Source organism: Massilia sp. Root351 (genome assembly GCF_001425045.1).
Lineage (GTDB): Bacteria > Pseudomonadota > Gammaproteobacteria > Burkholderiales > Burkholderiaceae_D > Rugamonas.
The window spans coordinates 657,073-683,568 of the sequence record NZ_LMDJ01000012.1 but is presented as its reverse complement, the minus strand read 5'-3'; the positions used below and the strand labels follow the sequence as shown (position 1 = coordinate 683,568).

The following is a 26,496-nucleotide window of genomic DNA, read 5'->3' as shown; positions in this document are numbered from 1 at the left end:
CCCACCTTGCCTGGCGGTCGCATGCGCGCAGCTTTAGTCGGGGTCGACTTCGGTCAGGGCGATTTTGCCGCCAGCGTCGAGGAACTGATGCTGCTCGCGCGTTCGGCGGGAGCGGACCCGGTGACCACGATTACCGGCAAGCGCTCCAGTCCGGACGCAGCGTATTTCGTCGGCAGCGGCAAGGCCGACGAGATCGGCTTTGCCGTCCAGGATCTCAAGCTTGAGATCGTCATCTTCAATCACGCCTTGTCGCCAGCGCAGCAGCGCAACCTGGAAAAGCGCCTGCAGGTCCGCGTGCTGGACCGCACCAGCCTGATCCTGGATATCTTCGCGCAGCGCGCGCAAAGCCACGAGGGCAAGCTGCAGGTCGAGCTGGCCCAGCTGCAGCACCTGGCCACCCGCCTGATACGCGGCTGGACCCACCTGGAACGCCAGAAAGGCGGTATCGGCTTGCGCGGTCCGGGTGAGACCCAGCTCGAGACCGACCGCCGCCTGATCGGCGAGCGCGTCAAGGCGCTGCGGGCCCGCCTGGCCAAGCTGCGCAAGCAGCATGAAACCCAGCGCCGTTCGCGCGGGCGCAGCCAGACGTTTTCCGTGTCCCTGGTCGGCTACACCAATGCCGGCAAGTCCACCCTGTTCAATGCGATGACCAAGGCCGGCGTGTACGTCGCCGACCAGCTGTTCGCCACGCTGGACACCACCTCGCGCCGCGTCTACATGGGCGAGGAAGTGGGCAATGTGGTGGTCTCCGACACGGTCGGTTTCGTGCGGGAACTGCCGCACCAGCTGGTGGCGGCATTCCGCGCCACGCTGGAAGAAACCATCCATGCCGACCTGCTGCTGCACGTGGTCGATGCGGCCAGCCCGGTGCGCATGGAGCAGATCGAGCAGGTCAACCTGGTGCTGCGCGAAATCGGCGCCGATCATATTCCCCAGATCCTGGTCTGGAACAAGATCGATGCGGCCGGCCTGGAGCCGGCGGTCGAGCGTGATGAATATGCTAAAATTTCTCGCGTTTTCACCAGCGCCCGCACCGGCGCTGGGCTGGACCTGCTGCGCAGCGCGATCACCGAAGCGGCCAAGGCCGCACCCGGCAAGGCTTATCTGTACGAGGCGCCCGACGAGGAACCGGATCTGCACGATGAAGATCAGGACCCGGACTCCGATGGCCATTCCACTTTCACCCAAGTTGGATCACATTAGTATGCCTTTCTCCTCCTTAAAAAAAAGAATAGGCTTGAAGCTGAACTTGAACGATCCCCGCTGGGGCTCGGACAGCAAGGACGGCAACAAGCAGGCCCAAGAAGGCAAGAAACCCGGTGAAGGTCCGCCGGACCTGGACCAGCTTTGGCGCGACTTCAACCAGCGCCTGAACGGCCTGTTCGGCCAGAAGCGCAACAACAACAACGGCAGCGGCGGTGGCGGCAGCAGCGGCGGCGGCGACATGCGCGGCGCCGGCTTCACCATGGGCGCGGTCGGTGCGATCGCCGCGCTGGTGTGGCTGGCCAGTGGCGCCTTCATCGTGCAGGAAGGCCAGACCGGGGTGGTGTTCACCTTCGGCAAAGTCTCGCACGTGACGCCCGCCGGCTTGAACTGGCGCTGGCCGTATCCCTTCCAGAGCGACGTCACCGTCAATGTGTCGCAGGTGCGCACGGTGGAAGTGGGTTACCGCAACAACGTCAAGAACAAGCAGCTGCGCGAATCGCTGATGCTGACCGACGACGAGAACATCATCGACATCCAGTTCGCGGTGCAGTACACGCTGAAGAACCCGGTGTCCTGGATCACCAGCAACACCAATCCCGAGGAGACGGTGATGCAGGTGGCCGAGACGGCCATCCGCGAAATCGTCGGCAAGAGCAAGATGGACTTCGTGCTGTACGAGGGCCGCGAGAAGGTGGCGTTTGAAACCCAGCAGCTGATGCAGCAGATCCTGGACCGTTACGCGTCCGGCGCCCAGATCACCAACGTGACCATGCAGGGCGTGCAGCCGCCGGAGCAGGTGCAAGCGGCCTTCGACGACGCCGTCAAGGCAGGGCAGGACCGCGAGCGCCTGAAGAACGAAGGCCAGGCTTACGCCAACAAGGTCATTCCCGAGTCGCGCGGCGCCGCCTCGCGCCTGACCCAGGACGCCGAGGCGTACCGCTCGCAGGTGGTGGAGAACGCCGAGGGTAACGCGGCGCGCTTCAAGTCGGTGCAGGCCGAGTACGCGAAGGCGCCCGGCGTCACGCGCGACCGCATGTACATCGACACCATGCAGCAGATCTTCAGCAGCACCAGCAAGGTGATGATCGATTCCCGCGCCGGCAACAACCTGCTGTATTTGCCGCTCGATAAACTGATCGCCCAGTCGGCCGCCGCCGACGCTGCCGCGAAAGCGAATGCGACGCCGCCGCCGCCCACCGCCGTGATGCTGCCATCCGATGGCTTGCCGCCGGTCGATACCCGCCCGCGCGACAGCCGTACGCGCGAGTCCTCACGTGATCGGGAGAGCCGTTAATGAATCGCATAGTTACCATCCTGATCGGCGGCTTCATCGCATTGATGCTGCTGTCCTCGACCGTGTTCGTGGTCGACCAGCGCAAGTACGCCATCGTGTTCGCGCTGGGTGAAGTCAAGCAGGTGATTTCCGAGCCCGGCCTGCACTTCAAGCTGCCGCCGCCGTTCCAGAACGTGCTGTACCTGGAAAAGCGCATCATGACCATCGATTCGCCGGATGCCGACCGTTTCATCACGGCCGAGAAGATGAACATCCTGGTCGACGCCTTCGTCAAATGGCGCATCGTCGAGCCGCGCCTGTACTTCGTGTCCTTCGGCGGCGACGAGAGCCGCGCCCGCGACCGCATGTACCAGATCGTGAAAGCGGCGCTGAACGACGAGATCACCAAGCGCACCGTGCGCGAAGTGATCTCCGGCCAGCGCGGCAAGGTCATGGAAGCGCTGCGCACCAAGGTGATCGTGGAAGCCAAGCAGATCGGCGTCGAGATCATCGACGTGCGCCTGAAGCGCGTGGACTATGTGGAGCAGATCAACAACTCCGTGTACGAACGCATGAAGGCCGAGCGCGTGCGCGTGGCCAACGAACTGCGCTCCACCGGTACCGCCGACTCGGAGAAAATCCGCGCCGACGCCGACCGCCAGCGCACCGTGATCCTGGCCGAAGCCTACCGCGCCGCCGAAACCATCAAGGGCGAGGGCGACGCCAAGGCCAGCCAGATCTATGCCGACGCGTTTGGCCGCAATCCGGAGTTCTACAAGTTCTACCGCAGCCTGAGCGCCTACCGCGAGTCCTTCAAGAACCGCAGCGACGTGCTGGTGCTCGACCCGAGCTCGGAGTTCTTCAAGTACTTCAAAGGCGGCACCGGCGGCGCTGCCGCTCCGGCGCCCGCCAAAAAGTAAGCTGTCCCACGCCACCCGCCCTGCACACCCCGCAGGGCGGGTTGGCGGCCTGCCCGCGTAACCCGCCAGCGCCGCCCGACCAGCTTTTATTTCCATCCGCCCGCATTTTCGCGTAAAATATGCGGTTCGGCCCTCCGATTGCCGTGTGCGTTCCCGCCGGGACGCATGATCGATATCTCAACAACACCGTTTCCGGTTTTCTCCATGCCGAATTGGCTATTGCCCGAACATATTGCGGACGTTTTGCCGTCCGAAGCGCGCAAGATTGAAGAATTGCGCCGCCTGATGCTGGATAACTTCCGCTTGTACGGCTACGAACTCGTCATGCCGCCCCTGCTGGAATACGTCGAGTCCCTGATGACCGGCGCCGGCCAGGATACCGAGCTGCGCACCTTCAAGCTGGTCGACCAGATTTCCGGCCGCATGCTGGGCCTGCGCGCCGACATGACCACGCAAGTGGCCCGCATCGACGCGCACCTGCTCAACCGCGCCAGCGTCACCCGCCTGTGCTACGCCGGCAGCGTGCTGCATACCCGTCCGTCGGGCCTGCACACCACCCGCGAGCCGCTGCAGATCGGCGCCGAAATCTATGGCCACGCCGGCCTGGAAGCGGACGCCGAGATCCAGGAACTGGCGCTGGCCTCGCTGGCGCTGGCCGGTTTCACCGACGTGCGCCTGGACCTGTCCCACGTGGGCGTGCTGCGCGCCATCCTGGCCGAGGACGCCAACGCGGCCAAGGACGAGGCCGCGCTGTACCTGCTGCTGCGCGCCAAGGACGTGCCCGGCCTGGAGCTGCAAACCGCCGGCTACGCGCCGGCCGCGCGCGCCGCGCTGCTGGCCCTGCCGAACCTGTACGGCGACGTGGACGTGCTCAAGCGCGCCCGCGAAGTGCTGCCGGAACTGCCGGGCATCAGCAAGGCGCTGGCCGAGCTGGCCGCCCTGGCCGCCACCGCCGACAACCCGGCCACCGGCCGCGAAGTGGCGATCGACCTGGCCGACCTGCGCGGCTACCAGTACGAAAGCGGCGCCATGTTCGCCGTCTACGTACCGGGCCTGCCGAACGCGGTGCTGCGCGGCGGCCGCTACGACCACGTCGGCGAAGCGTTTGGCCGGGCCCGTCCCGCCACCGGCTTCTCGATGGACTTGCGCGAACTGGCGCGCCTGCTGCCCACGGCCGAGCGCAAGCACTCGATCCGCGCGCCGTGGGGCAATGCGCCTGAACTGAAAGACAAGATTGCCGAGCTGCGCAAAGCCGGCGAAGTTGTGATCCAGAGCCTGCCGGGTCACAGCAATGAACAGGACGAGTTCGAGTGCGACCGCGCGCTGGTGCTCGACGATAGTGGTAGCAACTGGATTCTTAAAAACTTAGGTTAGTGTGATGTCGAAAAAAAATATGGCAAAGAACGTGGTTGTCATCGGCACCCAATGGGGCGATGAAGGCAAAGGTAAAATCGTTGATTGGCTGACCGATCACGCCCAGGGCGTGGTGCGCTTCCAGGGCGGCCACAACGCCGGCCACACGCTGGTCATCGGCGGCGTGAAGACCGCGCTGCAGCTGATCCCGTCGGGCATCATGCGTCCAGGCGTGGCCTGCTACATCGGCAACGGTGTGGTGGTGTCGGTGCCGGACGTGCTGCGCGAAATCGACAAGCTCGAAGCGGTCGGCGTGGAAGTGGCTTCGCGCCTGAAGATCTCCGAGGCTTGCCCGGTCATCCTGCCGTACCACAGCGCGCTCGACGCGGCCCGCGAAGCGGCCCGCGGCGCCGCCAAGATCGGCACCACCGGCAAGGGCATCGGCCCGGCCTATGAAGACAAAGTGGCGCGCCGCGCCATCCGCATCGCCGACCTGCTGAACGAAGAGCGTTTCGCGGAGAAGCTGAAGGAAAACCTGGATTACCACAACTTCGTGCTGGAGAACTACCTCAAGGCGCCGAAGATCGAGTACCAGAAGACCCTGGACGATGCGCTGGCCTACGTGCCGCGCCTGCGCCCGATGGTCACCGACGTGTCGAGCGCCCTGTACGCCGCGCACAAGGCCGGCGGCAACTTGCTGTTCGAAGGCGCGCAAGGCTCGCTGCTGGACGTGGACCACGGCACCTATCCGTTCGTCACCTCGTCGAACTGCGTGGCCGGTAACGCCGCCGCCGGCGCCGGCGTCGGTCCCGGCATGCTGCACTACATCCTGGGCATCACCAAGGCCTACACCACCCGCGTCGGCTCCGGCCCGTTCCCGTCGGAACTGCCTACCGATGCCGGCGTTGGCCACCACCTGTCGTCGGTCGGCCACGAGTTCGGCACCGTGACGGGCCGCGCCCGCCGCTGCGGCTGGTTCGACGCCGCGCTGCTGCGCCGCTCGGTCCAGATCAACGGCGTGTCGGGCATGTGCATCACCAAACTGGACGTCATGGACGGCCTGGAAACCATCAAAATCTGCACCAGCTACACGCTGGACGGCCGCACCGTGGACATCTTCCCGGTCGGCGCAGAGGACGCGGCCCGCTGCCAGCCTATCTACGAAGAGATGGCTGGTTGGAGCGAAAGCACGGTCGGCGCAAAATCGCTGGCCGCGCTGCCTGCAAACGCGCGCGCTTATATCAAGCGCATCGAAGAACTGGTTGGCGTGCCAGTGGATATGGTGTCGACCGGCCCGGACCGCGAAGAGACCATCGTACTGCGCCATCCGTACGAGTAAGAAGGATAGAACTGATGAACACCCCTCAATCCGATGACAAGCACCTGTGGGTGTCCTGGGATGAATACCACCGCCTGATCGAGCGCCTGGCGCTCAAGGTGCATGAATCGGGCTGGAAGTTCGACATGGTCCTGTGCCTGGCGCGCGGCGGCGTGCGTCCCGGCGACGTGTTCTCGCGTATTTTCGACGTGCCGCTGGCGATCCTGTCGACCAGCTCCTACCGCGCCGACAAGGGCACCGTGCAGGGCGACCTGGACATTGCCAAATACATGACGATGACCAAGGGCCCGCTGTCGGGCCGCATCCTGCTGGTGGACGACCTGGCCGATTCGGGCGTGACCCTGATCAAGGTCATGGAGCACCTGAAGCAGAACTTCGAAGGCGTGACCGAGGTGAAGTCGGCTGTGATCTGGACCAAGGGCAGCTCGGCATTCCGTCCGGACTACCAGATGGAAGAACTGCCGCACAATCCATGGATCCACCAGCCGTTCGAAGACTACGACGGCATCCGCCCGCACCAGCTGGCGGCCTGGATCAAGAAGGGCGAAGCGTCGAAGTAATCGGCGTTCCCGGTACAAAGCGGCCTGCGGGCCGCTTTTTTTTTGGTTCATCGCGGATTTCCGGGATGGTGTTTCGCCGCACGGCGCTTGCGGCGGTTTTTTTTCGCCCGTGACAATTGGGTATATTGCAGAAGGGAAATTATCCTATACTGCTCCTGACGCGGCGCTGTGCCGCCACAGGGAGAGCGCATGGACTGGATGAACGTGTGGCGGGCGGGTGCGATTGCGGGCTTGCTTGGAGCGGCCTGCAGCGCCGGGGCCGCAGGGCAGCGGCCGGCGCCGCTGCCGGATGCGGCGTCGCAGAACATGCAGACGATCGTGAACCTGGCCGTGCTGCCGATCGAGGCGCAATGGCAGGAACGCGACCATGGTGGCCTGGAGGCCAGCTTCAAGTCGCTGTGCGGCGCCAGCGAGCGCTTCTCTGACGGCCAGCCGAAAATAATGATCTACGAATCGGCGCTGAACCACTATTTCGGCGCGTGGAACGCCTGGGACGCGTATCCCAGGCAGCTGCAGGAGTGGCGCACACAGTATCCCGATTCGCTGGCGCAGGCCTTGGCGGAAACCATGTACTGGAGTGCCTACGCGTGGAAAGCGCGCGGTGGCGGTTACGCGCACAGGGTGCCGCAGGAAGCCTGGCAGCTGTTCCATGAGCGCATGGCCATGGCCAGCGCGCGGCTGGAAGAGAGCAAGGCGCTATCGAACAGTTGTCCGCTGTGGCACAGCCTGCGCATCGCCAATCTGATGGAAACGGGCGCGCCGCGCGCGGTCATCGAGGCTGCCTACAAGCAGGCCGTGGCCGCTTTCCCATTCGACCTGCAGATCCATGCGCAAATGGCGCGCGTCTACAGTCCGCGCTGGGGCGGCAGCGCGCGCGAGTTCGATGCCTTCGCGCGACGTGCCGCCGCCATCACGCGCAGTGCCGAAGGGCAGGGCATGTACGCGCGCCTGTATTGGGGCGAGGACTGCAACTGCGACTCGGCGCCGCCCTTCGCTAGCGACGGTACCGGCCCGGAATGGAAGGTGATGAAGGCCGGCTTCGAGGACTTGTTGAAGCGCTATCCGAACAGCACGTGGAACGCCAATAAATTCGCTTCCTTCGCCTGTCGCGCGAATGACAAGGAAACTTACCTGAAACTGCGCACCGCACTGCAGGGCGCAGTCTACGAAGCGCTGTGGCCCGCGTCCTACTCCATGGACGTGTGCGACAGGCGCTTTGGCAAGCCTGCCTAAGCCTCGGCGGCGGCCTTCGGCCCGCCCGCCTTGCCGCCGTGCGCGAGCCGATACAGCAGCGGCAGCACCAGCATGGTCAGCGCGGTGGAGGACAGGATGCCGCCGATGACCACCGTGGCCAGCGGCCGCTGGACCTCGGCACCGGTGCCGGTGGCCAGCGCCATCGGCACGAAGCCCAGTGCGGCCACCAGCGCCGTCATCAGCACCGGCCGCAAGCGCCCCAGTGCGCCTTCGCGCACCGCCTGGTCCAGCGTCCTGCCTTCCTCGCGCAGGCTGCGGATGAAGGAAATCAGCACCAGCCCGTTCAGCACCGCCACTCCGGACAGCGCGATGAATCCGACCGCTGCCGAAATCGACAGCGGCAGCCCGCGCATGGCCAGCGCCGCGATGCCGCCGGTGAGCGCGAATGGAATGCCGCTGAACACCAGCAGGCCGTCCTTCAGGTTGCCGAACATGGCGAACAGCAGTCCGAGCACCAGCAGCAGCGCCGCCGGCACCACCAGCTTCAGGCGCTGCACGGCCGACTGCAGCTGCTCGAACTGCCCGCCCCAGGTGATCCAGTAGGCCGGCGGCAGCTTCACCTGCTCCCGTATGGCCTGCCCGGCCTCCGCCACGAAGGAGCCGATGTCGCGCCCGCGCACGTTCGCGCTGACCACCACGCGCCGCTTGCCCTGTTCGCGGCTGACCTGGTTCGGTCCCGGCGCAATGTCGAGCGCCGCCACTTCGCCCAGCGCAATGAAACCCTTGCCCGGCAGCGCGATCGGCAGGCGCCGGATGGCATCGAGGTCGCTGCGCATCTGCTCCGGCAGCCGCACCACGATGTCGAAGCGGCGGTCGCCCTGGAACACGTCGCCGGCCTGCTGGCCGCCCACGGCCGCCGCCACCGTCTCCTGCACGTCGGCCGAGTTCAGGCCGTAGCGCGCCAGCCTGGCGCGGTCCACGGCCACCGTGAGCACCGGCAGGCCGCTGGTCTGCTCCACCTTCACTTCACTGGCGCCCGGCACCTTTTCCAGTACGGACGAAATCCGTTCCGCCGTGCCGTTCAGCACCGCCATGTCGTCGCCGAACACCTTGACCGCCACGTCGCTGCGCACGCCCGAGATCAGCTCGTTGAAGCGCAGCTGGATGGGCTGCGAGAACTCGTAGCTGTTGCCGGGCAGCTGCTCCACGCTGGCGCGGATGGCCGCCTCCAGCTGTTGGCGCGTCTTGCGCGGCTTGGGCCACTGGTGTTGCGGCTTGAACATGATGAAGCCGTCCGCGCTGTTGGGCGGCATCGGGTCGGAGGCCACCTCTGCGGTGCCGATGCGGGCGAACACGCGCTCGATCTCGGGAAACTCCTTCATCAGCTTGCGCTCCAGCTGCTGCTGCATCGTCACCGACTGGGTCAGGCTGGTGCCGGGGATGCGCAGCGTCTGCAGCGCGATGTCGCCTTCGTCCAGGCTGGGCACGAACTCGCTGCCCATGCGCGTGGCCAGCAGCGCGGACAGCAGCACCGCCACCGCCGCGAAGGCCAGCACCACCGGCTTGTTGGCCATGGCCCGGTCCAGCGCCGGCGCGTACCAGCGCGAGGCCGCGCGCATTACCGCGTTCTCCTTCTCGCTGACGCGCTCGCCGATGAACAGCGCCACGGCGGCCGGCACAAAGGTCATCGACAGCACCATGGCGCCGAACAGCGCGATCACCACGGTGAGCGCCATCGGGTGGAACATGCGTCCCTCCACGCCGCTGAAGGCGAAGATGGGCAGGTACACGGCCATGATGATGAGCTGCCCGAACAGCAGCGGGCGGCGCGACTCGCGCGCGGCGGCGAACACTTCGTCCATCCGCTCGCTGCGCGTGAGCGGGCGGCCCAGCGCGGCCTGCGCGTGTGCCAGCCGCCGCACGCAGTTCTCCACGATGACCACCGCGCCGTCGACGATGATGCCGAAGTCGAGCGCCCCAAGGCTGAGCAGGTTGGCGCTCACCTTGTACGACACCATGCCGGTGAAGGTGAACAGCATCGACAGCGGAATCACCATGGCGGTGATCAGCGCGGCGCGCAGGTTGCCGAGGAAGGCGAACAGCACCGCGATCACCAGCACCGCCCCTTCCAGCAGGTTGGTGCGCACGGTGGCGATGGCCTTGTCGACCAGGGTGGTGCGGTCGTACACGGTGACCGCGTGCACGCCCGGCGGCAGGCTGCGGTTGATCTGCTCCATGCGCTGGTCCACCGCGCGCGACACGGTGCGGCTGTTCTGGCCGATCAGCATGAACACGGTGCCGAGCACCACTTCGCGGCCGTTCTCGGTGGCGGCGCCGGTGCGCAGTTCGCGCCCTTCGAGCACCTCGCCGATGTCGCGCACGCGCACCGGTATGCCGTCGGCGGTGGTGAGCACGACGTTGGCGATGTCGTCCATGGTGGCCAGCTGGCCGGGCGCGCGCACCAGCAGCTGCTCGCCGTTGCGCTCGATATAGCCGGCGCCGCTGTTGCCGTTGTTGCGCTCCAGCGCGCCCACCAGGTCGCGCACGGTCAGGCCGTAGGACGCCAGCTTGTCCGGGTGCGGCGCCACCTGGTATTCGCGGGCGTAGCCGCCGATCGAATTGATTTCGGTCACGCCCGGCACGGTGCGCAGTTGCGGCTTGATGATCCAGTCCTGGATGTCGCGCAGGTCGGTCGGCGTGTACGGCGTGCCGTCCGGCTTCTTGGCGCCTTCCTTGGTTTCCACCGTCCACAGGTAGATTTCGCCCAGGCCGGTGGAGATGGGACCGAGGGCAGGGTAGACGTCCTTCGGCAGCCGTCCGCGCGCTTCCTGCAGGCGTTCGCTCACCAGCTGGCGCGCGAAGTAGATGTCGGTGCCGTCCTTGAAGGTGACGGTGATCTGCGACAGGCCGTAGCGCGACAGGGAGCGGGTCTGGTCCAGCTGCGGCAGCCCGGCCATGGCCGTTTCCAGCGGCAGCGAGATGCGCTGCTCGGTTTCCAGCGGCGAGTAGCCGGGCGCCGCCGTGTTGATCTGCACTTGTACATTGGTGATGTCCGGCACCGCGTCGACAGGCAGGCGCTGGTAGTTGTAGACGCCCAGGGCGGCCATGCCCAGCACCAGCAGCATGACCAGCCAGCGCTGCGCGATCGAGGCGCGTATCAATCGTTCAAACATGATGGTCGGCCCTCGCGTCAGTGGGCGTGTTCGTTGCCGGACTTGCCCAGTTCGGCCTTGATGGCGAAGCTGCCGTCCGCCGCGTAGCGCGCGCCCGGCGCCAGGCCGGACAGCACTTCCACCAGCTTGCCGTCGCTGCGCCCGAGTGCCACGGCGCGCGCCATGAAGCCGGTTGGCGTGCGCACGAAGACGGTGGATTTGCCTTCCAGCGTCTGCACCGCGCTGCTTTGCACCGCCACCGCCGCCGTGACCGCGTTGGCCGCGTCGGCGGCGGGCGGGAACACGCGCACGTTGACGAACAGGCCTGGACGCCAGGCCGTGCCTGGATTCTTGAGCCGGATGCGGGCGGTGGCCGCGCGCGTCTGCTCACCCAGCAGCGCACCCACATAGGCCACCGTGCCCATGGCGCTGGCGCCGGAAGACACCGACTGCACGGAGGCCTGCTGGCCGACGCGCACCGCGTCCAGGTGGGGCGCAGTGACGGCGAACTCGGCCCACACGCTCGACAGGTCGGACAGCGTGAAGATGTTGGCGTCTTCCTTGACCGCTTCACCGGCGGCGATGTGCTTCTCAAGCACCGTGCCGTCGAACGGCGCGCGCACTTCGTAGCGGTTCAGGGGACCGGACGCGGACTGCACGGTGGCCGAGGAGGCGGCGCCCAGCGCTTCCAGTTTTTGCTGCGCGTTGCGCACGGCGATGCCGGCCTCGTTGGCTTGCTGTTGCGCCTGCAGGTAGTCCTGTTCGGCCGAGATGCGCTCTTCCCACAACTTGCGCTCGCGCGCCAGCAGCGTTTGCGCCAGCGACAGCCGCTGGCGGGCGGACAGCAGTTCGCTGCGCAGTTCGGACAGTTCGCGGCTGGACAGCACGGCCAGCACTTGCCCCTTTTTGACCTGCTGTCCCAGTTCGGCGTTCACTGTTTCCACCATGCCCGCCAGGCGCGGCACCACGTGCGCAGTGCGGTCGCCGTCGTAGCGGATTTCTCCCGACAGGGCGATGGCCGGTTCAATCGGCGCCGGTCCCGCCACCGCCAGCGTGATGCCGGCGGTCTTGATCTGTGCGTCGCTGAATGCTGCCTGCGGCGCCTCGTCCGCATGGTCCGCGCGCCCGGCAGTGTCCCCGTCTTCCGCATGCGCGGCCTGGCCCGGCTTGCCGCCGGCGGCGCCGCCCTTGGCGTCCGCTTCGGCGGGCCCGTGCTTGTCGCTGTGTTCTTCGCCGTGTTCCTCTTTGCCGCCTTGCGCCGTTTCCTGCGTGCCAGCCCTCTGCGCGCCCGGCAGCACGATGGCGGCCGCGAGCACCGCGCCCGACAGCACGATGGCTGCGATGGCGATGGTTTGTTTTCTAGTCAGTTTCATGATGGTTCAGTGTTGGTTGTACGGCGTGCCGTGGCCGAGGATGCGTTCGATGGCGGCAGCAGCGCGGTGTCCGTCCGACAGCGTCGTCAGATACTGCGCGCGCGCCTGCAGCAGCGTGCGCTGCGCGTCGAGCACGTCGATAAAATTGTGTTTGCCGAATTCGAAACCCTTGCGGGCCGCTTCGCTCGCTTGCTGCGCTCCCGGCAGGATTTCGCCGCGCAGCAGCGCCAGTGCCTGGCGTGCCGCGCGCAGCTCCTGCACCGCTTGCGCCAGTTCGGATTCCAGCCTGACGGCGGCGGCGGCCAGTTCGGCGCCGGCCTTGTCAGCCTGCCTCTGCGCCGCCAGGACGTTGCCCTGGTTGCGGTCGAACAGGGGCAGGGGCAGCGACAATCCCAGCACGGTCTGGCTGCGCGAAGGGTCCACCATGCGCTTGCTGCCGACGCTGAGCGTCAGGTCCGGTGCGCGGTTGGCCAGTTCAAGCTGCGACACCGCCTTGCGGCGCTCCAGCTCCAGCCGGGCCGGCATCAGCGCCGGCGACTGCGCGCGCCAGCTTTCCATGGCCGACGCCGACGGCGGCTCCGGCAGCAAGCCGATATCGCCTTCCACACGCTCAGCGCGCTCAGCGCGCTCAGCGCCGCGCGAACCGCTGGCGCCAGGCTGCTGCCAGTGCGCGGCAAGCCGCTGGCGCGCAGAGGCCAGCGCCGCCGTCGCATTGGACTGCTCCAGCTGCACATTGGCTTCCGCCAGCCGCGCCTTGGTTTCATCGACCGGCGACACTTTGCCGGCGGCGACGCGCTTGTTGGCGGCCTCGGTCGCGCGCCGCGCCAGTTCGCTGCCATCTTGCGCCAGGCGCAGGCGTTCCTGTGCCACCAGCACGTCGTAAAAGGCAGTCACCACGCTTGCGTGCAGTTCCATGCGCTGCGCTTCCAGCGCCGCGCCGGCGGCGTCGCGTCCGCGTTCGGCGGCGGCCAAGCGCGCCGAACGCTTGCCGCCGAGTTCCAGCTGCTGGCTGAGCTGCCAGGTTTTTTCGCCGTCGGATTCGCCGCCTCCGCTGCGGCCCACGCGTTCAAACGACAGCGTGGGATTGGGGCGGGCGGCCGCCTGTATCACCAGGCCCTCCTGTGCCTCGGCTTCGTAGCGGGCCGCCGCCAGCACGGGATTGGCTTGCGCGGCCAGCGCCAGGGCGGCGCGCAAGGTGAGGGCCGGCTGCTGCTCCGGCTCCGCTTGTTGTGCGGCCGCATGCATGGGCGCGACAAGCGCTGCCATGGCTAGCGGCCAAAGGAATTTGACCATCGAATTCTCCAGTATCGGGAAAAGAAATTCGACGGGACTTCAGTAAGTTGGAAAGAGTCCCGCCGCGCTAGGCAGCGGGATGCCAATCGGGCTTTTTCGGCCCGTCGGCGATGTGGGATGTGAAGCGGAGATCGGACGAGGGCGGATAGCCGGCGCTGGCCGTATCCGGCGGCGTGGCCATGCCTGCCAGGATGGACGCCTGTACTGCGTGGTGGCACACGGCGCAATCGGCGTGCACCTTGGCGTTGCCGGGCGGCTTGCCGCTATGCCCGCCGCCATCGGCGGCCCCATCGCCGTCGCCGCTGGCGTCGTCGCCGTCGTGCGCGCCGGCTTGCGCGTTGTGCTGGTGCGCGTGGTGGCCGAAATGCTGGCTTTGTTCCTGTTCATGCCCGCAATAGGCCGCTGCCGCAGACCAGGCATACTGGAGCGGCAGAACGGCAAGCAGCAGAATCAGGAACAATTTACGCATGGCCTAATTCTAGCAGCATTATCGAGCGGCATTCGCGGCCAAGGCCTTGCCGTGTAGTAAACTCCGGCCTGGCGCGCCGCACGGACCGGCCTGCCCATACCCGAAAGCCCTTAATGACCCAGAATTTTTTCCAGACTTTCATCCTGCTATTGCTGGTGACTGACCCCTTCGGCAACGTCCCGTTGTTCGCCACTGCGCTTGGCCCGGTGCCGCCCGCGCGCCGGCCGCGCATCGTGGTCCGCGAATGCATGATCGCCTTCGTGGTGCTGTTGGTCTTCATGTTCTTCGGCCGCCACTTCCTGGTGGCGCTGCAGCTGTCCGAAGCGTCGCTGCGCATCGCCGGCAGCGTGATCCTGCTGCTGATCGCCATCCGCATGATCTTCCCGCACCCGGATGGGGTGCTGGGCCGGAATGAGGGCGGCGAGCCATTCATCGTGCCGCTCGCGATCCCCGCGCTGGCCGGCCCTTCGGCGCTGGCCACGGTGCTGCTGTTCTCGCGCGAGAGCACCGGCGAAGTGCTGATCCACGTGGCCGCGCTAGCCGCCGTGGTGGTGGTGTGGCTGGCAGTGTTCCTGGGCGCCGAGCGCCTGCAGAAGGTGCTCGGCCCGCAGGTGATGACGGCCTTCGAACGCCTCATGGGCCTGATCCTGGCTGCCATGTCGATCGAGATGCTGCTGGGCGGCATCCGGGAATTCGTCAAGACGCTGTAAGCAAAAAGGCCGATCGCGGATCGGCCTTTTTTGACTGGCGGAGTTGATCGGATGAGTTGATTAGCTGATCACGTCCGCCCCTGGCACGCCGAACAGCTGCTGCTTGAGCACATGCAACTGGTCGCGCACCTGCGCGGCCTTTTCGAACTCCAGGTTCTTGGCGTGGTCCAGCATGGCCTTCTCCAGGCGCTTGATCTCCTTGCTGATCTGCTTCTCGCTCATGGATTCGTACTTGGCCGCCTCCTGCGCCACTTCCAGCTGCTCGCGCGCGTCCTGCGGGCTGTAAACGCCGTCGATCATGTCCTTGATCACCTTGTGCACGCCGCGCGGCACGATGCCGTTGGCCGCGTTGAAGGCGATCTGCTTGGCGCGCCGGCGCTCGGTCTCGCCGATGGCGCGCTCCATCGAATCGGTCATGCGGTCCGCGTACAGCAGCGCCACGCCGTTCAGATTGCGCGCCGCGCGGCCTATGGTCTGGATCAGCGAACGCTCGGAGCGCAGGAAGCCTTCCTTGTCCGCGTCCAGGATCGCCACCAGTGACACTTCCGGCAAGTCCAGGCCTTCGCGCAGCAGGTTGATCCCCACCAGCACGTCGAAGGTGCCGATGCGCAGGTCGCGCAGGATCTCCACCCGTTCCACCGTTTCGATATCGCTGTGCAGGTAGCGCACCTTGATGCCGTGGTCGCCCAGATATTCGGTGAGCTGCTCGGACATGCGCTTGGTCAGCGTGGTCACCAGTACCCGCTCGTTCTTGGCGATGCGGTCCTGGATCTCGGACATCAGATCGTCCACCTGGGTGCGGGCAGGGCGCACGATGACCAGCGGGTCCACCAGGCCGGTGGGACGCACCACCTGTTCCACCACCTGGTCGGCGCGTTTGTTCTCGTAGTCCGCCGGAGTGGCCGACACGAACACGGTTTGCCGCATCTTCGCTTCGAACTCCTCGAACTTGAGTGGGCGGTTGTCCAGCGCCGAGGGCAGGCGGAAGCCGTAGTCCACCAAATTGGTCTTGCGCGAACGGTCGCCGTTGTACATGGCCGACAGCTGGCCGATCAGCACGTGCGACTCGTCCAGGAACATCAGCGCGTCCGGCGGCAGGTAGTCCACCAAGGTCGGCGGCGGTTCGCCGGCCTTGGCGCCGCTCAGGTGGCGCGAGTAGTTCTCGATGCCCTTGGTGAAGCCGATTTCGGCCATCATCTCCAGGTCGAAGCGGGTGCGCTGTTCCAGGCGCTGCTCTTCAATCAGCTTGGTCTCCTTGCGGAAGAACTCCAGCCGTTCGCGCAGTTCATCCTTGATGGTCTCGATGGCGCGCAGCACGGTGGAGCGCGGCGTCACGTAATGCGAACCCGGGTAGACGGTGAAGCGCGGGATCTTCTGCTTGACGCGGCCGGTCAGCGGATCGAACAGCTGGATCGATTCCAGCTCGTCGTCGAACATCTCCAGGCGCACCGCCAGTTCGGCGTGTTCGGCCGGGAAGATGTCGATGGTGTCGCCGCGCACGCGGAAGGTGCCGCGCCCGAAGTCCACTTCGTTGCGGGTGTACTGCATCTGGATCAGGCGCGCGATGATGTCGCGCTGGGCCACGCGGTCCTTCTGGCGCAGCGTCAGGATCATCTGGTGGTACTCGTTCGGATTACCGATACCGTAGATGGCCGACACGGTGGCCACGATCACCACGTCGCGCCGCTCCATCAGCGACTTGGTGCAGGACAGGCGCATCTGCTCGATGTGCTCATTGATGGACGAGTCCTTTTCAATGAACAGGTCGCGCTGCGGCACGTACGCTTCCGGCTGGTAGTAATCGTAGTAGGACACGAAGTATTCGACCGCGTTCTCCGGGAAGAACTCGCGGAACTCGCTGTAGAGCTGCGCGGCCAGCGTCTTGTTGGGCGCGAACACGATGGCGGGACGGCCCATCCGGGCGATCACGTTGGCCATGGTGTAGGTCTTGCCCGAACCGGTCACGCCGAGCAGCGTCTGGAAGAACAAGCCGTCGCTGATGCCCTCGCACAAACCGTCGATCGCGGTTGGCTGGTCGCCTGCCGGAGGGAAGGGCTGGTGCAGCTTGAAGGGCGAATCCGGGAAGGTGACGACGGTGGGTGCTGCAGAATTATTAGGTTGCGAATCAGCCATGAGGTCAGACCTTTGATAGAATATGCGATTGTTGGCGCTTAAAACCGGATTTTGTTCGGGCGCTGACACGTATCCGCTGCGAACCGCTTCTAATCGAATCCAATCTTATCATGACGAACCCTTCCGTTTTCAGCGCCATCGAGATGGCCCCGCGCGACCCGATCCTCGGCATTACCGAGGCCTTCAATGCCGACACCAACCCGGCCAAGATCAATCTTGGCGTAGGCGTCTATTATGACAACAATGGCAAGGTTCCGCTGCTGTCGTGCGTGCAGAAGGCGGAAGCGGCGCTGATCGCCCAGCCCACCCCGCGCACTTATCTGCCGATCGAAGGCCTGGCCGCTTACGACAAGGCAGTGCAAGAGCTGGTATTTGGCGCCGACAGCGCCGTAATTCAAGAGAAACGTGCGGTGACCGTGCAGGCCATCGGCGGCACCGGCGCGCTGAAAATCGGCGCCGACTTCCTGCAGCGCTTCGCCCCCGGTGCGCAGGTCTACATCAGCGATCCGAGCTGGGAAAACCACCGCGCCCTGTTTGAGAGCGCCGGCTTCAAGGTCAACAACTACACCTACTATGACGCGGGCACCCACGGCGTGAACTTCGCCGGCATGCTGGCCGACATCAAGGCCATGCCCGCCGGCTCCATCGTGCTGCTGCACGCCTGCTGCCACAACCCGACCGGCGCCGACCTGACCTCGGCCCAGTGGGACGAGATTATTGCCGTCGTGGCCGCCAACGGCCTGGTGCCGTTCCTGGACATGGCCTACCAGGGCTTCGGCTCCGGCATCGCCGAAGACGGCGCCGTGGTGCGCCGCTTTGCAGCCACCGGCGGCCCGCTGCTGGTGTCGAACTCGTTCTCCAAGTCGTTCTCGCTGTACGGCGAGCGCGTGGGCGCACTGAGCGTGGTGGCCGCATCGGCCGACGAAGCCGCGCGCCTGATGTCGCAGCTCAAGCGCGTGGTGCGCACCAACTACTCCAACCCTCCGGTCCACGGCGGCAAGGTGGTGGCCACCGTGCTGACCACGCCGGAACTGCGCCAGCTGTGGGAAGACGAGCTGGCCGCCATGCGCGTGCGCATCAAGGAAATGCGTGATGCTTTCGTCAAGAAGCTGAAGGAAAAAGCGCCGGCGCACGACTTCGAATTCGTGCGCGAGCAGGTGGGCATGTTCTCCTACTCGGGCCTGACCAAGGCGCAAGTGGACGCGCTGCGCGCCGAATCGATCTACGCCGTGGACACGGGCCGCATCTGCGTGGCCGCGCTGAACTCGACCAATATCGACAAGGTGGTTGACGCCATCGCCAAAGTCCTCTACCCTGATAGCTCAGTCGGTAGAGCGACGGACTGTTAATCCGCAGGTCCCTGGTTCGAGTCCAGGTCGGGGAGCCAGAACACAGAAAAGCCCAGCCTTAACCGGTTGGGCTTTTTGCGTTTTAGGACCAGTTTATTGGGCCGCTGGGAACGCGTTGGAGCGTTGCCATTTCTCCATGTCGATGGGTAAGCCGAAATGTACGAACGGCAGCTCCCGGCCGACTTCGGCCATCAGCATGTCTGGCGAGCAGCTACTTCCCCTGCAGAGCACCCGAAATTTTCTTCCCGTCCGCGTAGCCCCAGATTTCCCCAAAAACAGACGTGGCTTCCTTGCTTTGATTGAGCTCCACGGTGCCGGACGCCCAAAAGGCATGTAGCGCCGCAGCCAAACCTGTTGTTCCTTCAGTACGGATGGTGGCTCGTGCCTTGTCAGTGCACACTTCCAACAGCAGTCGGTCTAGCAACTTCCCCACGCGGCGGTAAATCAGTTCCTTGGACTGCTCCGGCACCCTAAGCTCCGGTGGCATCGATGGATGGTAAGAAGCGGCGACCCAAGTCACTAGAGCGGTATCGAAGCGTTCCGCCGGACTAGCGTTGCTGACCATACACTCCATTAATTCCTTGGAAGATGTTCCCGCGACAGCCGTACTCATCGTAGAGCAAGCAACACAAGCCAACAACGCAAGTATGCCAACGCGCGCAAATTTAGTAGCTGGACTGCCTGAAGTCATGCAAACTCTCTTTCATTTTATTGGGCACGCGAGAATTGGGGCCGCTTGCTGCCCACTGATGCGAGTGTGTCGCCGAAGATCCGCATTTTGCCGAACCCGGCCGTCGGCACTCAGGATAGCATTGTGCCCAGATAAAAAATGCACGCATTATCACGGACAGGATCCTAACGGCCCTCTGTTTGGCTACCTGATGGAAGGCCGGGTACGAAGCAGGGCGAAGTAAGTGTGATTTCGGCAACGTCTTAAACGGTCAAACTGATGCCTTTTTTTCCTCCGCTCGCACCGTACCGCCACGGCATGCTGCCGGTCGACGCGCTGCACGCCATTTACTGGGAAGAATCCGGCAATCCGAACGGCGCGCCGGTGCTGGTGCTGCATGGCGGGCCGGGCGCCGGGAGTTCGCCTGTCTGGAGGCAGTTGTTTGACCCGGATCATTACCGCATCGTGCAGTTCGACCAGCGCGGCGCGGGCAACTCGACGCCGCCAGGCGAATGGCGCGCCAATACCACGCCGCTGCTGGTGGCCGATATCGAAGCGCTGCGCGCGCTGCTCGGCATTGAGCAATGGCTGCTGTTTGGCGGCTCATGGGGCGCCACCCTGACGCTGGCCTATGGCCAGGCGCATCCGGCAAGCTGCCTGGGCTTCATCCTGCGCAGCCCCTTCCTGTGCACGCGCGAGGAGATTGCGTGGTTTTTCGAGGGGGCGCGGCTGTTCCATCCCGAACTGTACGCGGAGCTGGCTGGTCCTATTCCGGCTGAAGAGCGGGAAGATTTGCTGGGCGCGTACGCGCGCCGGTTGCTGTGCGAAGACGAGGCGACGTATCTCCCCGCAGCGCAGCGCTGGTGCCGGTTTGAGATGGCACGCGCTTCGCTGCGCGGCGGCGCAGCCTCAGGTTTGCCGCAATCGGACGCGCTGGCCGTCAATTTGGCGCGCCTGGAGGTCCACTACTTCCGCAACCGCGGCTTTTTTGAGGATGGCCAGTTGCTGCGGAATATGCACCGCATCGCCCACCTGCCTGCCATGGTGATTCAGGGACGGCACGATACGCTTAGCGTGCCGCTGACGGCCTTTCGGGTGGCCGGCACGTGGCCGGGCGCTGCGTTGCGCATCATTGAAGACGGCTGTCACACCGCCTTCGAGCCCGGCATGCAGGAGGTGTTGCTGCAGGCAGCCGAGCTGTTCAGGCGGCACGGACACTTCCGCGCTACGTGAGGATCCACTCGCTTGATCCGTTTCCCGTCAACGCGACTTGCCGAACGGCACTTGTGAGATCCGTTCGGCCCGTATATAATCTTTCTTCTAATCCCTGATAGCTCAGTCGGTAGAGCGACGGACTGTTAATCCGCAGGTCCCTGGTTCGAGTCCAGGTCGGGGAGCCAAAATACATAAAAAAGCCCAGCCTTCACCGGTTGGGCTTTTTTGCATTATGCTCATCATTGAAAGGTGAGTATCCGATGAAATTGACTTTGGTTGTACTGGATGGCGTGCAGGCGCTTGACGTGGCAGGTCCGCTGGATGTGTTCGCGGAGGCTAACCGCCTGCTGCCGGAGAAGGACCACTATCACACCACGATGGTGGGCGGCCGCCCGGATAGCGTGATGTGCTCGAGCGGGATGGAATTCAAAGTCCATTGCGACTACTCCAATTTCCACACTGAGAGCGATTTGCTGCTGGTTGCGGGCGGCCCCCGGTATCCGGAATACCAGCCGGAGCCGGCCTTCCTGGCCTGGCTGAACGACCGGGCGCTCGCCGCCGGCCGCTTCGGCGCCGTGTGCAACGGCGTCTTTCTGCTGGCGCATGCCGGCTTGCTCGCCGGCCGGGAAATCACCACGCACTGGGACCACGCCGAACGGCTATCCATGCAATTCCCGGACGCCAACGTGCGGCCCGATAAAATCTTCGTCCGCGACGGCAATCTGTTCACCTGCGGCGGCGTGACCGCCGGCATCGACCTGTGCCTGGCGCTGATTGCCGAGGACTGGGGACACGAGCTGGCGATGAAGGTGGCCAAGCGCCTCATCGTCTACATACGCCGGGATGGCGGCCAGTCGCAATACAGCCCCTATCTCGCAGTAGGGGCGGACGAGGACTCGCTGGTGTCGAAAGTGCTGCGCTATGTAACCGACCACATCGGCGATGCGCTGACCATCGAGGACATTGCCGATGCGGTCGGCGTGAGCCGCCGCACGTTCTCGCGCGCCTTCGCCAAGCACGCCCACGTTACGCCGTCCGTGTTTGTGGACCAGGTGCGCATCGACTTCGCCCGCAAGCTGCTGGAAGAGACGGACGTGCCGCTGAAAACAGTGGCGTTCCGTTGCGGCTTTAATAACGCGACGCAGATGCGCATGAGCTTTTCACGCCAGATGGGCACCACGCCCAAGCTGTACCGCGAGCGTTTTCGCGCTGCCGACGAGGGCCAGGTAGCAGCCCGATAGCCGCTTTTGGGACAAGCGGAACGGGTTTTGGGCCAAGCCGGGGGAACCCCGCTCACGGACCCGTTTTGCTCATGCACAATGCCTCCACGCAATCACAACTGGAGTCATCATCATGGAATCCGCCCAAGCACGTCCGTCTATCCGTTACCTGCCCGTGAGCCTGTTCGGCTCGGTCATGAGCATCGCCGGCCTGTCTCTCGCCTGGCGCCTTGCCAGCAAGGCCTATGGCGCCGATATCGCCGTATCGAACGCCATCGGCGTGGTCGCCCTGGCCGTGTTCGCGGTGCTGAGCCTGTCCTACCTGGGCAAGCTGGTCAGGCATCCCGAGCTGGTGAAGGACGAATTTTCGCATCCCGTTATCGGCAGTTTTTTCGGCACCGTCGGCATCAGCATCTTGCTGCTGTCCAGCGTAATCGGCGCCTACAGTGCCGATGCGCAGCTGGTGGTCTGGGCCATCGGCGCGGCGGTCACGCTGGCGCTGGCGGTGGTGATGATTGCGCGCCTCCTGAACGGCAACGCCGCCGCCGCGAGTGCGGTGCCCGCGTGGCTGATCGCGGGCGTTGGCAGCCTCGATATCGTGGTCACCGGCGGCACGCTGACGGCTGGCTGGACGCACGAAGTGAACCTGCTTGCCGCAGCCGTTGGCGGCGTCAGCGCGGTGGTGTTCTTCATCCTGATTTTCTCGCGGCTGGTGCATCACGCGCCCATGGCGGACGGCATGCGCCCGTCCAAAATGATCCTGGTCGCGCCGTTCGCGGTGGGCTTTATTGCTTACGTCAACCTGGTGCAGCAGGTGGACATGTTCGCAGCGCTGCTGTTCTACTTCGCTCTGTTCCTGTTTGTCATCGTCTGCTACCGCCTGGCCGCCAAGCCGGCGCCGTTTTCGCCGTCGTGGTGGGCCATCGGCTTCCCGATGGCGGCACTGAGCAACTCCGCGCTGCTGTACTCCGCGTCGGCCGGCAGCAAAGGCCTGGAATGGATTGCGGTGCTGCTGCTTGCCCTGCTGACGGTATCGGTCGCCGTGCTGGCCATCCGCACCGTGCATGGACTGGCCACCGGCCGCATCCTGACCGCTTGAAGGAGGGCATATGCACAACGCGCCGCTCACCCTGGGTTCCAACCTCGACGACTTCGACGACTTCTATGACATGCTGAGCGACTCGCACAATGGCCTGGACGAGAGCCAAAGCAAGATGCTGAGCGCCCAGCTGATCCTGCTGCTGGCGAACCACATCGGCGACCTGGCGGTGTTGCGGCAGGCCTTCGCGCTGGCCCGCATCAACGTCGAACGAACGCTGCCGCGCTAAGCTTGCCGTATTGTTGGGCTTATGCATAAACGGTCCAGTCCTCCTGTTGCTGCCAACGTCGGGCTCCCCAGCGAGCCCCGCACCTTCGACCGGCGCGTCAAGCTGAACTGACCGAACGCCATTTGCAGCATGCGCTGCCGGAGGTGCAGGCATTCTTCCTTTCCATCCGCGCGCACGTCGATCCGGCGCATACTGTCCGCTGATGCACGTTGCGGGCACGCGCAGCCGCATCGGCCGCATGCCTGCACCGTGTCTAAAGTCATGGTTCTGCTTTGTGCCTGATGGCACATGCGCCATTGTCGGCGCCTTCCTAAAATTGCAGCACTGATTCGGCCTTCCGAGCTTGCCGGAATCAGCTCTCAATTTAAGGAACCGTATGACCAAATTACTGATCTCCACCTTGCTGGCCGCTGCCGGACTGGCTCCGTTCGCTGCTTCGGCGGCAGCTCCCGAAGAGAACTATTACGCTGGCGTTACCGCGTCCAGGGGCGGCACGCTGACGTACCGCAATCCCGCCAACGGCAAAACCGCCAGCGACGACGCCGGGACCATCTTCAAGGTGTACGGAGGCTTTGCGCTGACGGACTACCTGGCGCTGGAGGCGGGGTATGCGCAGGGCGGCAAGGCGCGTTTCGACAAGGCGCTGCTGGGTATGGCCAGCGAACCAACCTTCAAGGCCAGCAATTTCTACCTGGCCGGCCGCGCCACGCATCATTTCAACGACGACTGGTCGGTGTTCGGCAAGCTGGGCGTGACGCGAAACCGCTACGAGGGCACGGCCGCTTCCGGCAGTGTGTCGTCCACCAAGCCTCTGCTCGGTGTGGGCATGGCCTACAACATCACCAAAGAGGCTGCGCTGACGGTGGAATACGAGAACCTGGGCCGCACCCGCAAGGACGGCGTGAACGTCAAGCACAACGCCTTGCAGCTGGGCGTGAAGATGGGCTTCTGAGCTTCAGTAGCCATACCTGAGCGTGACGGAGGTGGTGACGCCGGTGCGCTCGCTGGTGCGCGGGCTGGCGGCGGCGTCGCCAAGCAGGCGGCTGGCCTGCACCGCGCTGATCAGGGTGTACTTGGCACTGAACTGCCATTGCCAGCGCAGGTCCGCGTACACGTCGCGCACGCCGCCGGATGGACGGTAGTTTGCGGTGCCGAAGTCCGCCTGCATGGCGCCGCCGCCGAGCAGGTTGGCGCCCACGCCGGCGAACAGTTGGTGGCGCGGCGCCAGCGTCGCTTGCGTGCCGGCTCGCGCGTTGAGCCGCACGCGCCCGGCGTCGCCAAGCGGTGTGAATACGTGCGCGTGCAGCGACAACTCCTGCACTGGCACGTAGTTGATGAAGCCTCCGGCTACCGGCCGGAACTTGCCCGTGCTGCCGTCGGCGAGCTGCGTGCCGAAGTCCAGCGCCAACAGCGGGCCATAGCGCAGCAGCGGCGCGTCCGACATATGCATGCCGAGCACCAGACCTTCCACGAAAATGCCATTGCTCCATTCCACGGAAAACTGCGGCAGCAGATAGGTGGAGCGCGCCGCGCTGCCATAGCGGCTGGGCGAGCTGCCCAGCGTAGCGCCCAGCGTCAGTTCTTTCGATCCTTCCGGCAGCAGGCTCAGGTCCGATTGCGCCAGCGCGGGCGCCAGGGCCACGGCAAGCGAGCTTGCTGCTACGAACTTCGACGCCATCTTCACCGCCATCTCAGATATGTCCCAGTTCGAGGCCGCGCAGGACGGCGCGCACGCGGTCGCGCACGCCCAGTTTGGAAAGGATGCTTGAGACATGGTTCTTGATGGTGCCTTCGCTGGGGCCGAGCGCCTGGGCGATTTCGGCGTTGTTGAAGCCTGCCGCCATCAGCGCGAGGATTTCCGTTTCGCGGCTGGTGAGCGGGGCGCACAGCGCCATGGCCGATGGCGCTGCAGCCGGCTTTTGGTAGGCCGCGCGGGTGCGTTCGGTGAGAGCGGGGCGGAACAGCGTGGCGCCTGCGGCCACGCTGCGGATGCCCTCGGCCAGGCGCTCCAGCGAAATATCCTTGAGCAGGAAGCCGCGCGCGCCGGCGCGCATGCCGTCGAACAGCGCGTCGTCGTCGTCGAAGGTGGTGAGCAGGATGGTGGGCGGCAGGCGGCCCTGTTCGCGCCGCAGCAGTTCGATGCCGCTGCAATGGGGCATGCGTACGTCGAGCAGCAGCACGTCGGCGTTCGCTTGTGCGATCACGGCGGCCGCTTCGGCGCCATCGGCTGCTTCTGCCACTACGCGGATGTCCGGCGTGAGGTCGAGCAGGCCGCGTATGCCGCTGCGCACCAGCATCTGGTCGTCCACCAGCACCACGCGGATCATGCGCGCGCTCCGGCGAGCGGCAGCGAGAATTCAAGGCAATAGCCGTGCCGGACGGCGCCTGCGTTGCCATCGCTACGGCCTGTGCACAGCATGCCGCCATGTTCGGACAGCCGCTCGCGCATGCCGGCCAGGCCGTTGCCTTCCGGCGCACCGCCGCTGCCCTGGCCATTGTCGGCAATGCGTGCCAGCAGGCCATGGCTGTCGGCCTGGATGTCTATCGTCAGCAGCGTGGCGCGCGCATGGCGCACGGTGTTGGTGACGGCTTCCTGCACGCAGCACAGCAAGGTGTGCGCGGCGGCGGGCGGGCATTCGTCCACCCGGCTGTCCATGGCCAGTTCTATGGCGGGCGAGGGGATGCCGGCGCACAGCAGCTGTAAGGCTTGCCGCACCTTGATTCCGCTTTCCTGGCGTTCGGTGCTGACCACGCCGCGCACTTCCGCCAGCAGCGATAGCGACAGCTCACGGGCGGTGGCGAGCGCGGTGGCGGGCTGGCCAGCGAGTTGGCTTGCGGACTGGCGCAGCGCCAGGTCCAGGTGCAGGTTGAGCGCGGTCAGATGGTGGCCGACGGCGTCGTTTAGGTCGCGCGCGATGCGCATGCGTTCGGATGCGCGCACCGTGTCGCCCAGCAGCGACTGCGTGGCGCGCAGTTGCGCGTTGCTGGCGGCCAGCCGCATGCGGCCTTGCTGCTCCTGCAGCACCATGTAGGCAAGGGCGAAGCCCAGCAGCAGCACGCAGCGTTCGGAGGTGAGTATGGCCAGCGTGGTGCCGATGCCGTTGTCGCTCAGGTAGATGCCGGCGCGAGCCAGTACCCATGCGTCCATGGCTATGCCAAGCAGCAGCTGCAGCGCCAGCCAGGCCAGCGCGCGGCGCAGCGGCAGCAGCGCTGCCAGCTGCATGGCGAAGATCAGGTGGAAGGCCAGCGAATCGAGCGCCACGCCAATGAGCAGCTGGACGGTCAGCAGCGGGATTGACAGCAGCCGCGTATCCAGCCACGTAGCCGCCCGGATTGCGGGGCGGATGCGCCACCACAGCAGGCAGATGAACGCAGCCATCAGAAGCGCTTCGCCGCACAGGAACAGCTCGTAGGCCATGCGCGCGCGGTCGGAGCCAGCCCGCACCAGCGACGGCGCGGGCGTGAACAGGCTGGCCAGATAGCGTGCCAATTGGCCGACGGCATTGTGCAGTTCGGCGCGGCCGGGGCCCGCAGCCCATGGTGGGGCCAGTTCCAGCAGCGCCAGGGTAACGCTGGCGACCAGTGCGGCGGCGGGGTAGCGGCTGGAGGCGCGCGGTGGGCTGTTGCTGATGTGTGTCATTAGGCCTGTCAATTTGGCAAGGTTGAGCGGATGCCATTCTACTTGAGCCATTCCACGCTTCAAAGTGCCGAAAGTCATGCCTACCTGACTTCCGGCATA

Annotated in this window: 23 protein-coding genes and 2 tRNA genes; 16 read left to right on the top strand and 9 right to left on the bottom strand. The window is 65.3% G+C overall.

Features of this window, described 5'->3' with window-relative positions; all coding sequences use genetic code 11:
• Positions 1–21: 21 nt before the first annotated feature.
• From hflX to ASD15_RS16050, 7 genes are all read left to right on the top strand, one after another.
• The gene (gene hflX, locus ASD15_RS16080) at positions 22–1,203 is read left to right on the top strand and encodes a GTPase HflX (RefSeq protein ID WP_057155942.1); all 1,182 of its coding nucleotides are present in this window, start codon (positions 22–24) and stop codon (positions 1,201–1,203) included.
• Between the two features lies 1 nt (position 1,204).
• Positions 1,205–2,500 carry an FtsH protease activity modulator HflK gene (gene hflK, locus ASD15_RS16075; protein WP_057155941.1) on the top strand — a complete coding sequence of 432 codons (1,296 nt, stop codon included), beginning with the start codon at positions 1,205–1,207 and terminating at the stop codon, positions 2,498–2,500.
• Positions 2,500–3,399: a protease modulator HflC gene (hflC, locus tag ASD15_RS16070; RefSeq protein WP_057155940.1), complete on the top strand. Its 900-nt coding sequence runs from the start codon at positions 2,500–2,502 to the stop codon at positions 3,397–3,399. Before hflK ends, hflC begins: the two co-directional genes overlap by 1 nt.
• Positions 3,400–3,603: 204 nt before the next feature.
• On the top strand, positions 3,604–4,773 hold the full coding sequence (locus ASD15_RS16065; RefSeq protein WP_057155939.1) for an ATP phosphoribosyltransferase regulatory subunit: 1,170 nt from the start codon (positions 3,604–3,606) through the stop codon (positions 4,771–4,773).
• 4 nt (positions 4,774–4,777) lie between these two features.
• Positions 4,778–6,091 (top strand): adenylosuccinate synthase, encoded by a 1,314-nt coding sequence (locus ASD15_RS16060; RefSeq protein ID WP_057156118.1) that lies wholly within the window; start codon positions 4,778–4,780, stop codon positions 6,089–6,091.
• Positions 6,092–6,105: 14 nt separating this feature from the next.
• The gene (locus ASD15_RS16055; RefSeq protein ID WP_057155938.1) at positions 6,106–6,651 is read left to right on the top strand and encodes a phosphoribosyltransferase; all 546 of its coding nucleotides are present in this window, start codon (positions 6,106–6,108) and stop codon (positions 6,649–6,651) included.
• A 189-nt stretch (positions 6,652–6,840) separates the two neighbouring features.
• Entirely contained in the window at positions 6,841–7,884 is a 1,044-nt protein-coding gene (locus ASD15_RS16050; RefSeq protein WP_057155937.1) for a DUF4034 domain-containing protein, read from the top strand.
• Here ASD15_RS16050 and ASD15_RS16045 read toward each other — a convergent pair.
• The 4 genes from ASD15_RS16045 to ASD15_RS16030 form a co-directional block, all read right to left on the bottom strand.
• Positions 7,881–11,018, bottom strand: coding sequence for an efflux RND transporter permease subunit (locus ASD15_RS16045; protein ID WP_057155936.1), 3,138 nt, complete (start codon positions 11,016–11,018; stop codon positions 7,881–7,883). The genes ASD15_RS16050 and ASD15_RS16045 overlap by 4 nt on opposite strands.
• Before the next feature lie 17 nt (positions 11,019–11,035).
• Positions 11,036–12,370 carry an efflux RND transporter periplasmic adaptor subunit gene (locus ASD15_RS16040; protein WP_057155935.1) on the bottom strand — a complete coding sequence of 445 codons (1,335 nt, stop codon included), beginning with the start codon at positions 12,368–12,370 and terminating at the stop codon, positions 11,036–11,038.
• Between the two features lie 6 nt (positions 12,371–12,376).
• Positions 12,377–13,636, bottom strand: coding sequence for a TolC family protein (locus tag ASD15_RS16035; protein WP_229418211.1), 1,260 nt, complete (start codon positions 13,634–13,636; stop codon positions 12,377–12,379).
• 94 nt (positions 13,637–13,730) lie between these two features.
• Positions 13,731–14,132: a hypothetical protein gene (locus tag ASD15_RS16030; RefSeq protein ID WP_057155933.1), complete on the bottom strand. Its 402-nt coding sequence runs from the start codon at positions 14,130–14,132 to the stop codon at positions 13,731–13,733.
• A gap of 113 nt (positions 14,133–14,245) precedes the next feature.
• Between ASD15_RS16030 and ASD15_RS16025 the strand changes: the two genes are divergently transcribed.
• Positions 14,246–14,842 (top strand): MarC family protein, encoded by a 597-nt coding sequence (locus ASD15_RS16025; protein WP_057155932.1) that lies wholly within the window; start codon positions 14,246–14,248, stop codon positions 14,840–14,842.
• A gap of 60 nt (positions 14,843–14,902) precedes the next feature.
• Here ASD15_RS16025 and uvrB read toward each other — a convergent pair whose 3' ends face one another.
• Positions 14,903–16,975, bottom strand: a complete 2,073-nt coding sequence (gene uvrB, locus ASD15_RS16020) for an excinuclease ABC subunit UvrB (protein ID WP_057155931.1) — start codon at positions 16,973–16,975, stop codon at positions 14,903–14,905.
• A 110-nt stretch (positions 16,976–17,085) separates the two neighbouring features.
• On the opposite strand from uvrB, the gene ASD15_RS16015 reads away from it, so the two are divergent.
• Both ASD15_RS16015 and ASD15_RS16010 read left to right on the top strand, forming a co-directional pair.
• Positions 17,086–18,324 (top strand): amino acid aminotransferase, encoded by a 1,239-nt coding sequence (locus ASD15_RS16015; protein WP_057156117.1) that lies wholly within the window; start codon positions 17,086–17,088, stop codon positions 18,322–18,324.
• Positions 18,287–18,362: transfer RNA gene (locus ASD15_RS16010), tRNA-Asn, on the top strand. The genes ASD15_RS16015 and ASD15_RS16010 overlap by 38 nt, the downstream gene beginning before the upstream one ends.
• A 173-nt stretch (positions 18,363–18,535) precedes the next feature.
• On the opposite strand, the gene ASD15_RS16005 is transcribed toward ASD15_RS16010, so the two are convergent.
• Positions 18,536–19,015: a hypothetical protein gene (locus ASD15_RS16005; protein ID WP_157200967.1), complete on the bottom strand. Its 480-nt coding sequence runs from the start codon at positions 19,013–19,015 to the stop codon at positions 18,536–18,538.
• A gap of 258 nt (positions 19,016–19,273) precedes the next feature.
• On the opposite strand from ASD15_RS16005, the gene pip reads away from it, so the two are divergent.
• The 6 genes from pip (at position 19,274) to ASD15_RS15975 (ending at position 23,709) form a co-directional block, all read left to right on the top strand.
• Complete coding sequence (gene pip / locus ASD15_RS16000) at positions 19,274–20,227, top strand: prolyl aminopeptidase (RefSeq protein ID WP_057155929.1); 954 nt, start codon at positions 19,274–19,276, stop codon at positions 20,225–20,227.
• 91 nt (positions 20,228–20,318) lie between these two features.
• Positions 20,319–20,394, top strand: a tRNA-Asn gene (locus tag ASD15_RS15995).
• Between the two features lie 75 nt (positions 20,395–20,469).
• Entirely contained in the window at positions 20,470–21,450 is a 981-nt protein-coding gene (locus ASD15_RS15990) for a GlxA family transcriptional regulator (RefSeq protein WP_057155928.1), read from the top strand.
• 112 nt (positions 21,451–21,562) lie between these two features.
• The gene (locus ASD15_RS15985; protein WP_057155927.1) at positions 21,563–22,528 is read left to right on the top strand and encodes an SLAC1 anion channel family protein; all 966 of its coding nucleotides are present in this window, start codon (positions 21,563–21,565) and stop codon (positions 22,526–22,528) included.
• A gap of 10 nt (positions 22,529–22,538) precedes the next feature.
• Positions 22,539–22,757: a DUF2783 domain-containing protein gene (locus ASD15_RS15980; RefSeq protein WP_057155926.1), complete on the top strand. Its 219-nt coding sequence runs from the start codon at positions 22,539–22,541 to the stop codon at positions 22,755–22,757.
• A gap of 376 nt (positions 22,758–23,133) precedes the next feature.
• Entirely contained in the window at positions 23,134–23,709 is a 576-nt protein-coding gene (locus ASD15_RS15975) for an outer membrane beta-barrel protein (protein ID WP_057155925.1), read from the top strand.
• A 3-nt stretch (positions 23,710–23,712) separates the two neighbouring features.
• On the opposite strand, the gene ASD15_RS15970 is transcribed toward ASD15_RS15975, so the two are convergent.
• Genes ASD15_RS15970 through ASD15_RS15960 form a run of 3 tightly spaced genes read right to left on the bottom strand, consistent with a single transcriptional unit; the run spans position 23,713 to position 26,397 of the window.
• The gene (locus tag ASD15_RS15970; protein ID WP_162249905.1) at positions 23,713–24,435 is read right to left on the bottom strand and encodes a MipA/OmpV family protein; all 723 of its coding nucleotides are present in this window, start codon (positions 24,433–24,435) and stop codon (positions 23,713–23,715) included.
• 13 nt (positions 24,436–24,448) lie between these two features.
• Positions 24,449–25,084: a response regulator transcription factor gene (locus tag ASD15_RS15965; RefSeq protein WP_057155923.1), complete on the bottom strand. Its 636-nt coding sequence runs from the start codon at positions 25,082–25,084 to the stop codon at positions 24,449–24,451.
• A complete protein-coding gene (locus ASD15_RS15960) occupies positions 25,081–26,397 on the bottom strand; it encodes a sensor histidine kinase (RefSeq protein ID WP_057155922.1) in 1,317 nt (438 codons plus the stop codon). Before ASD15_RS15960 ends, ASD15_RS15965 begins: the two co-directional genes overlap by 4 nt.
• Between the last annotated feature and the right edge of the window lie 99 nt (positions 26,398–26,496).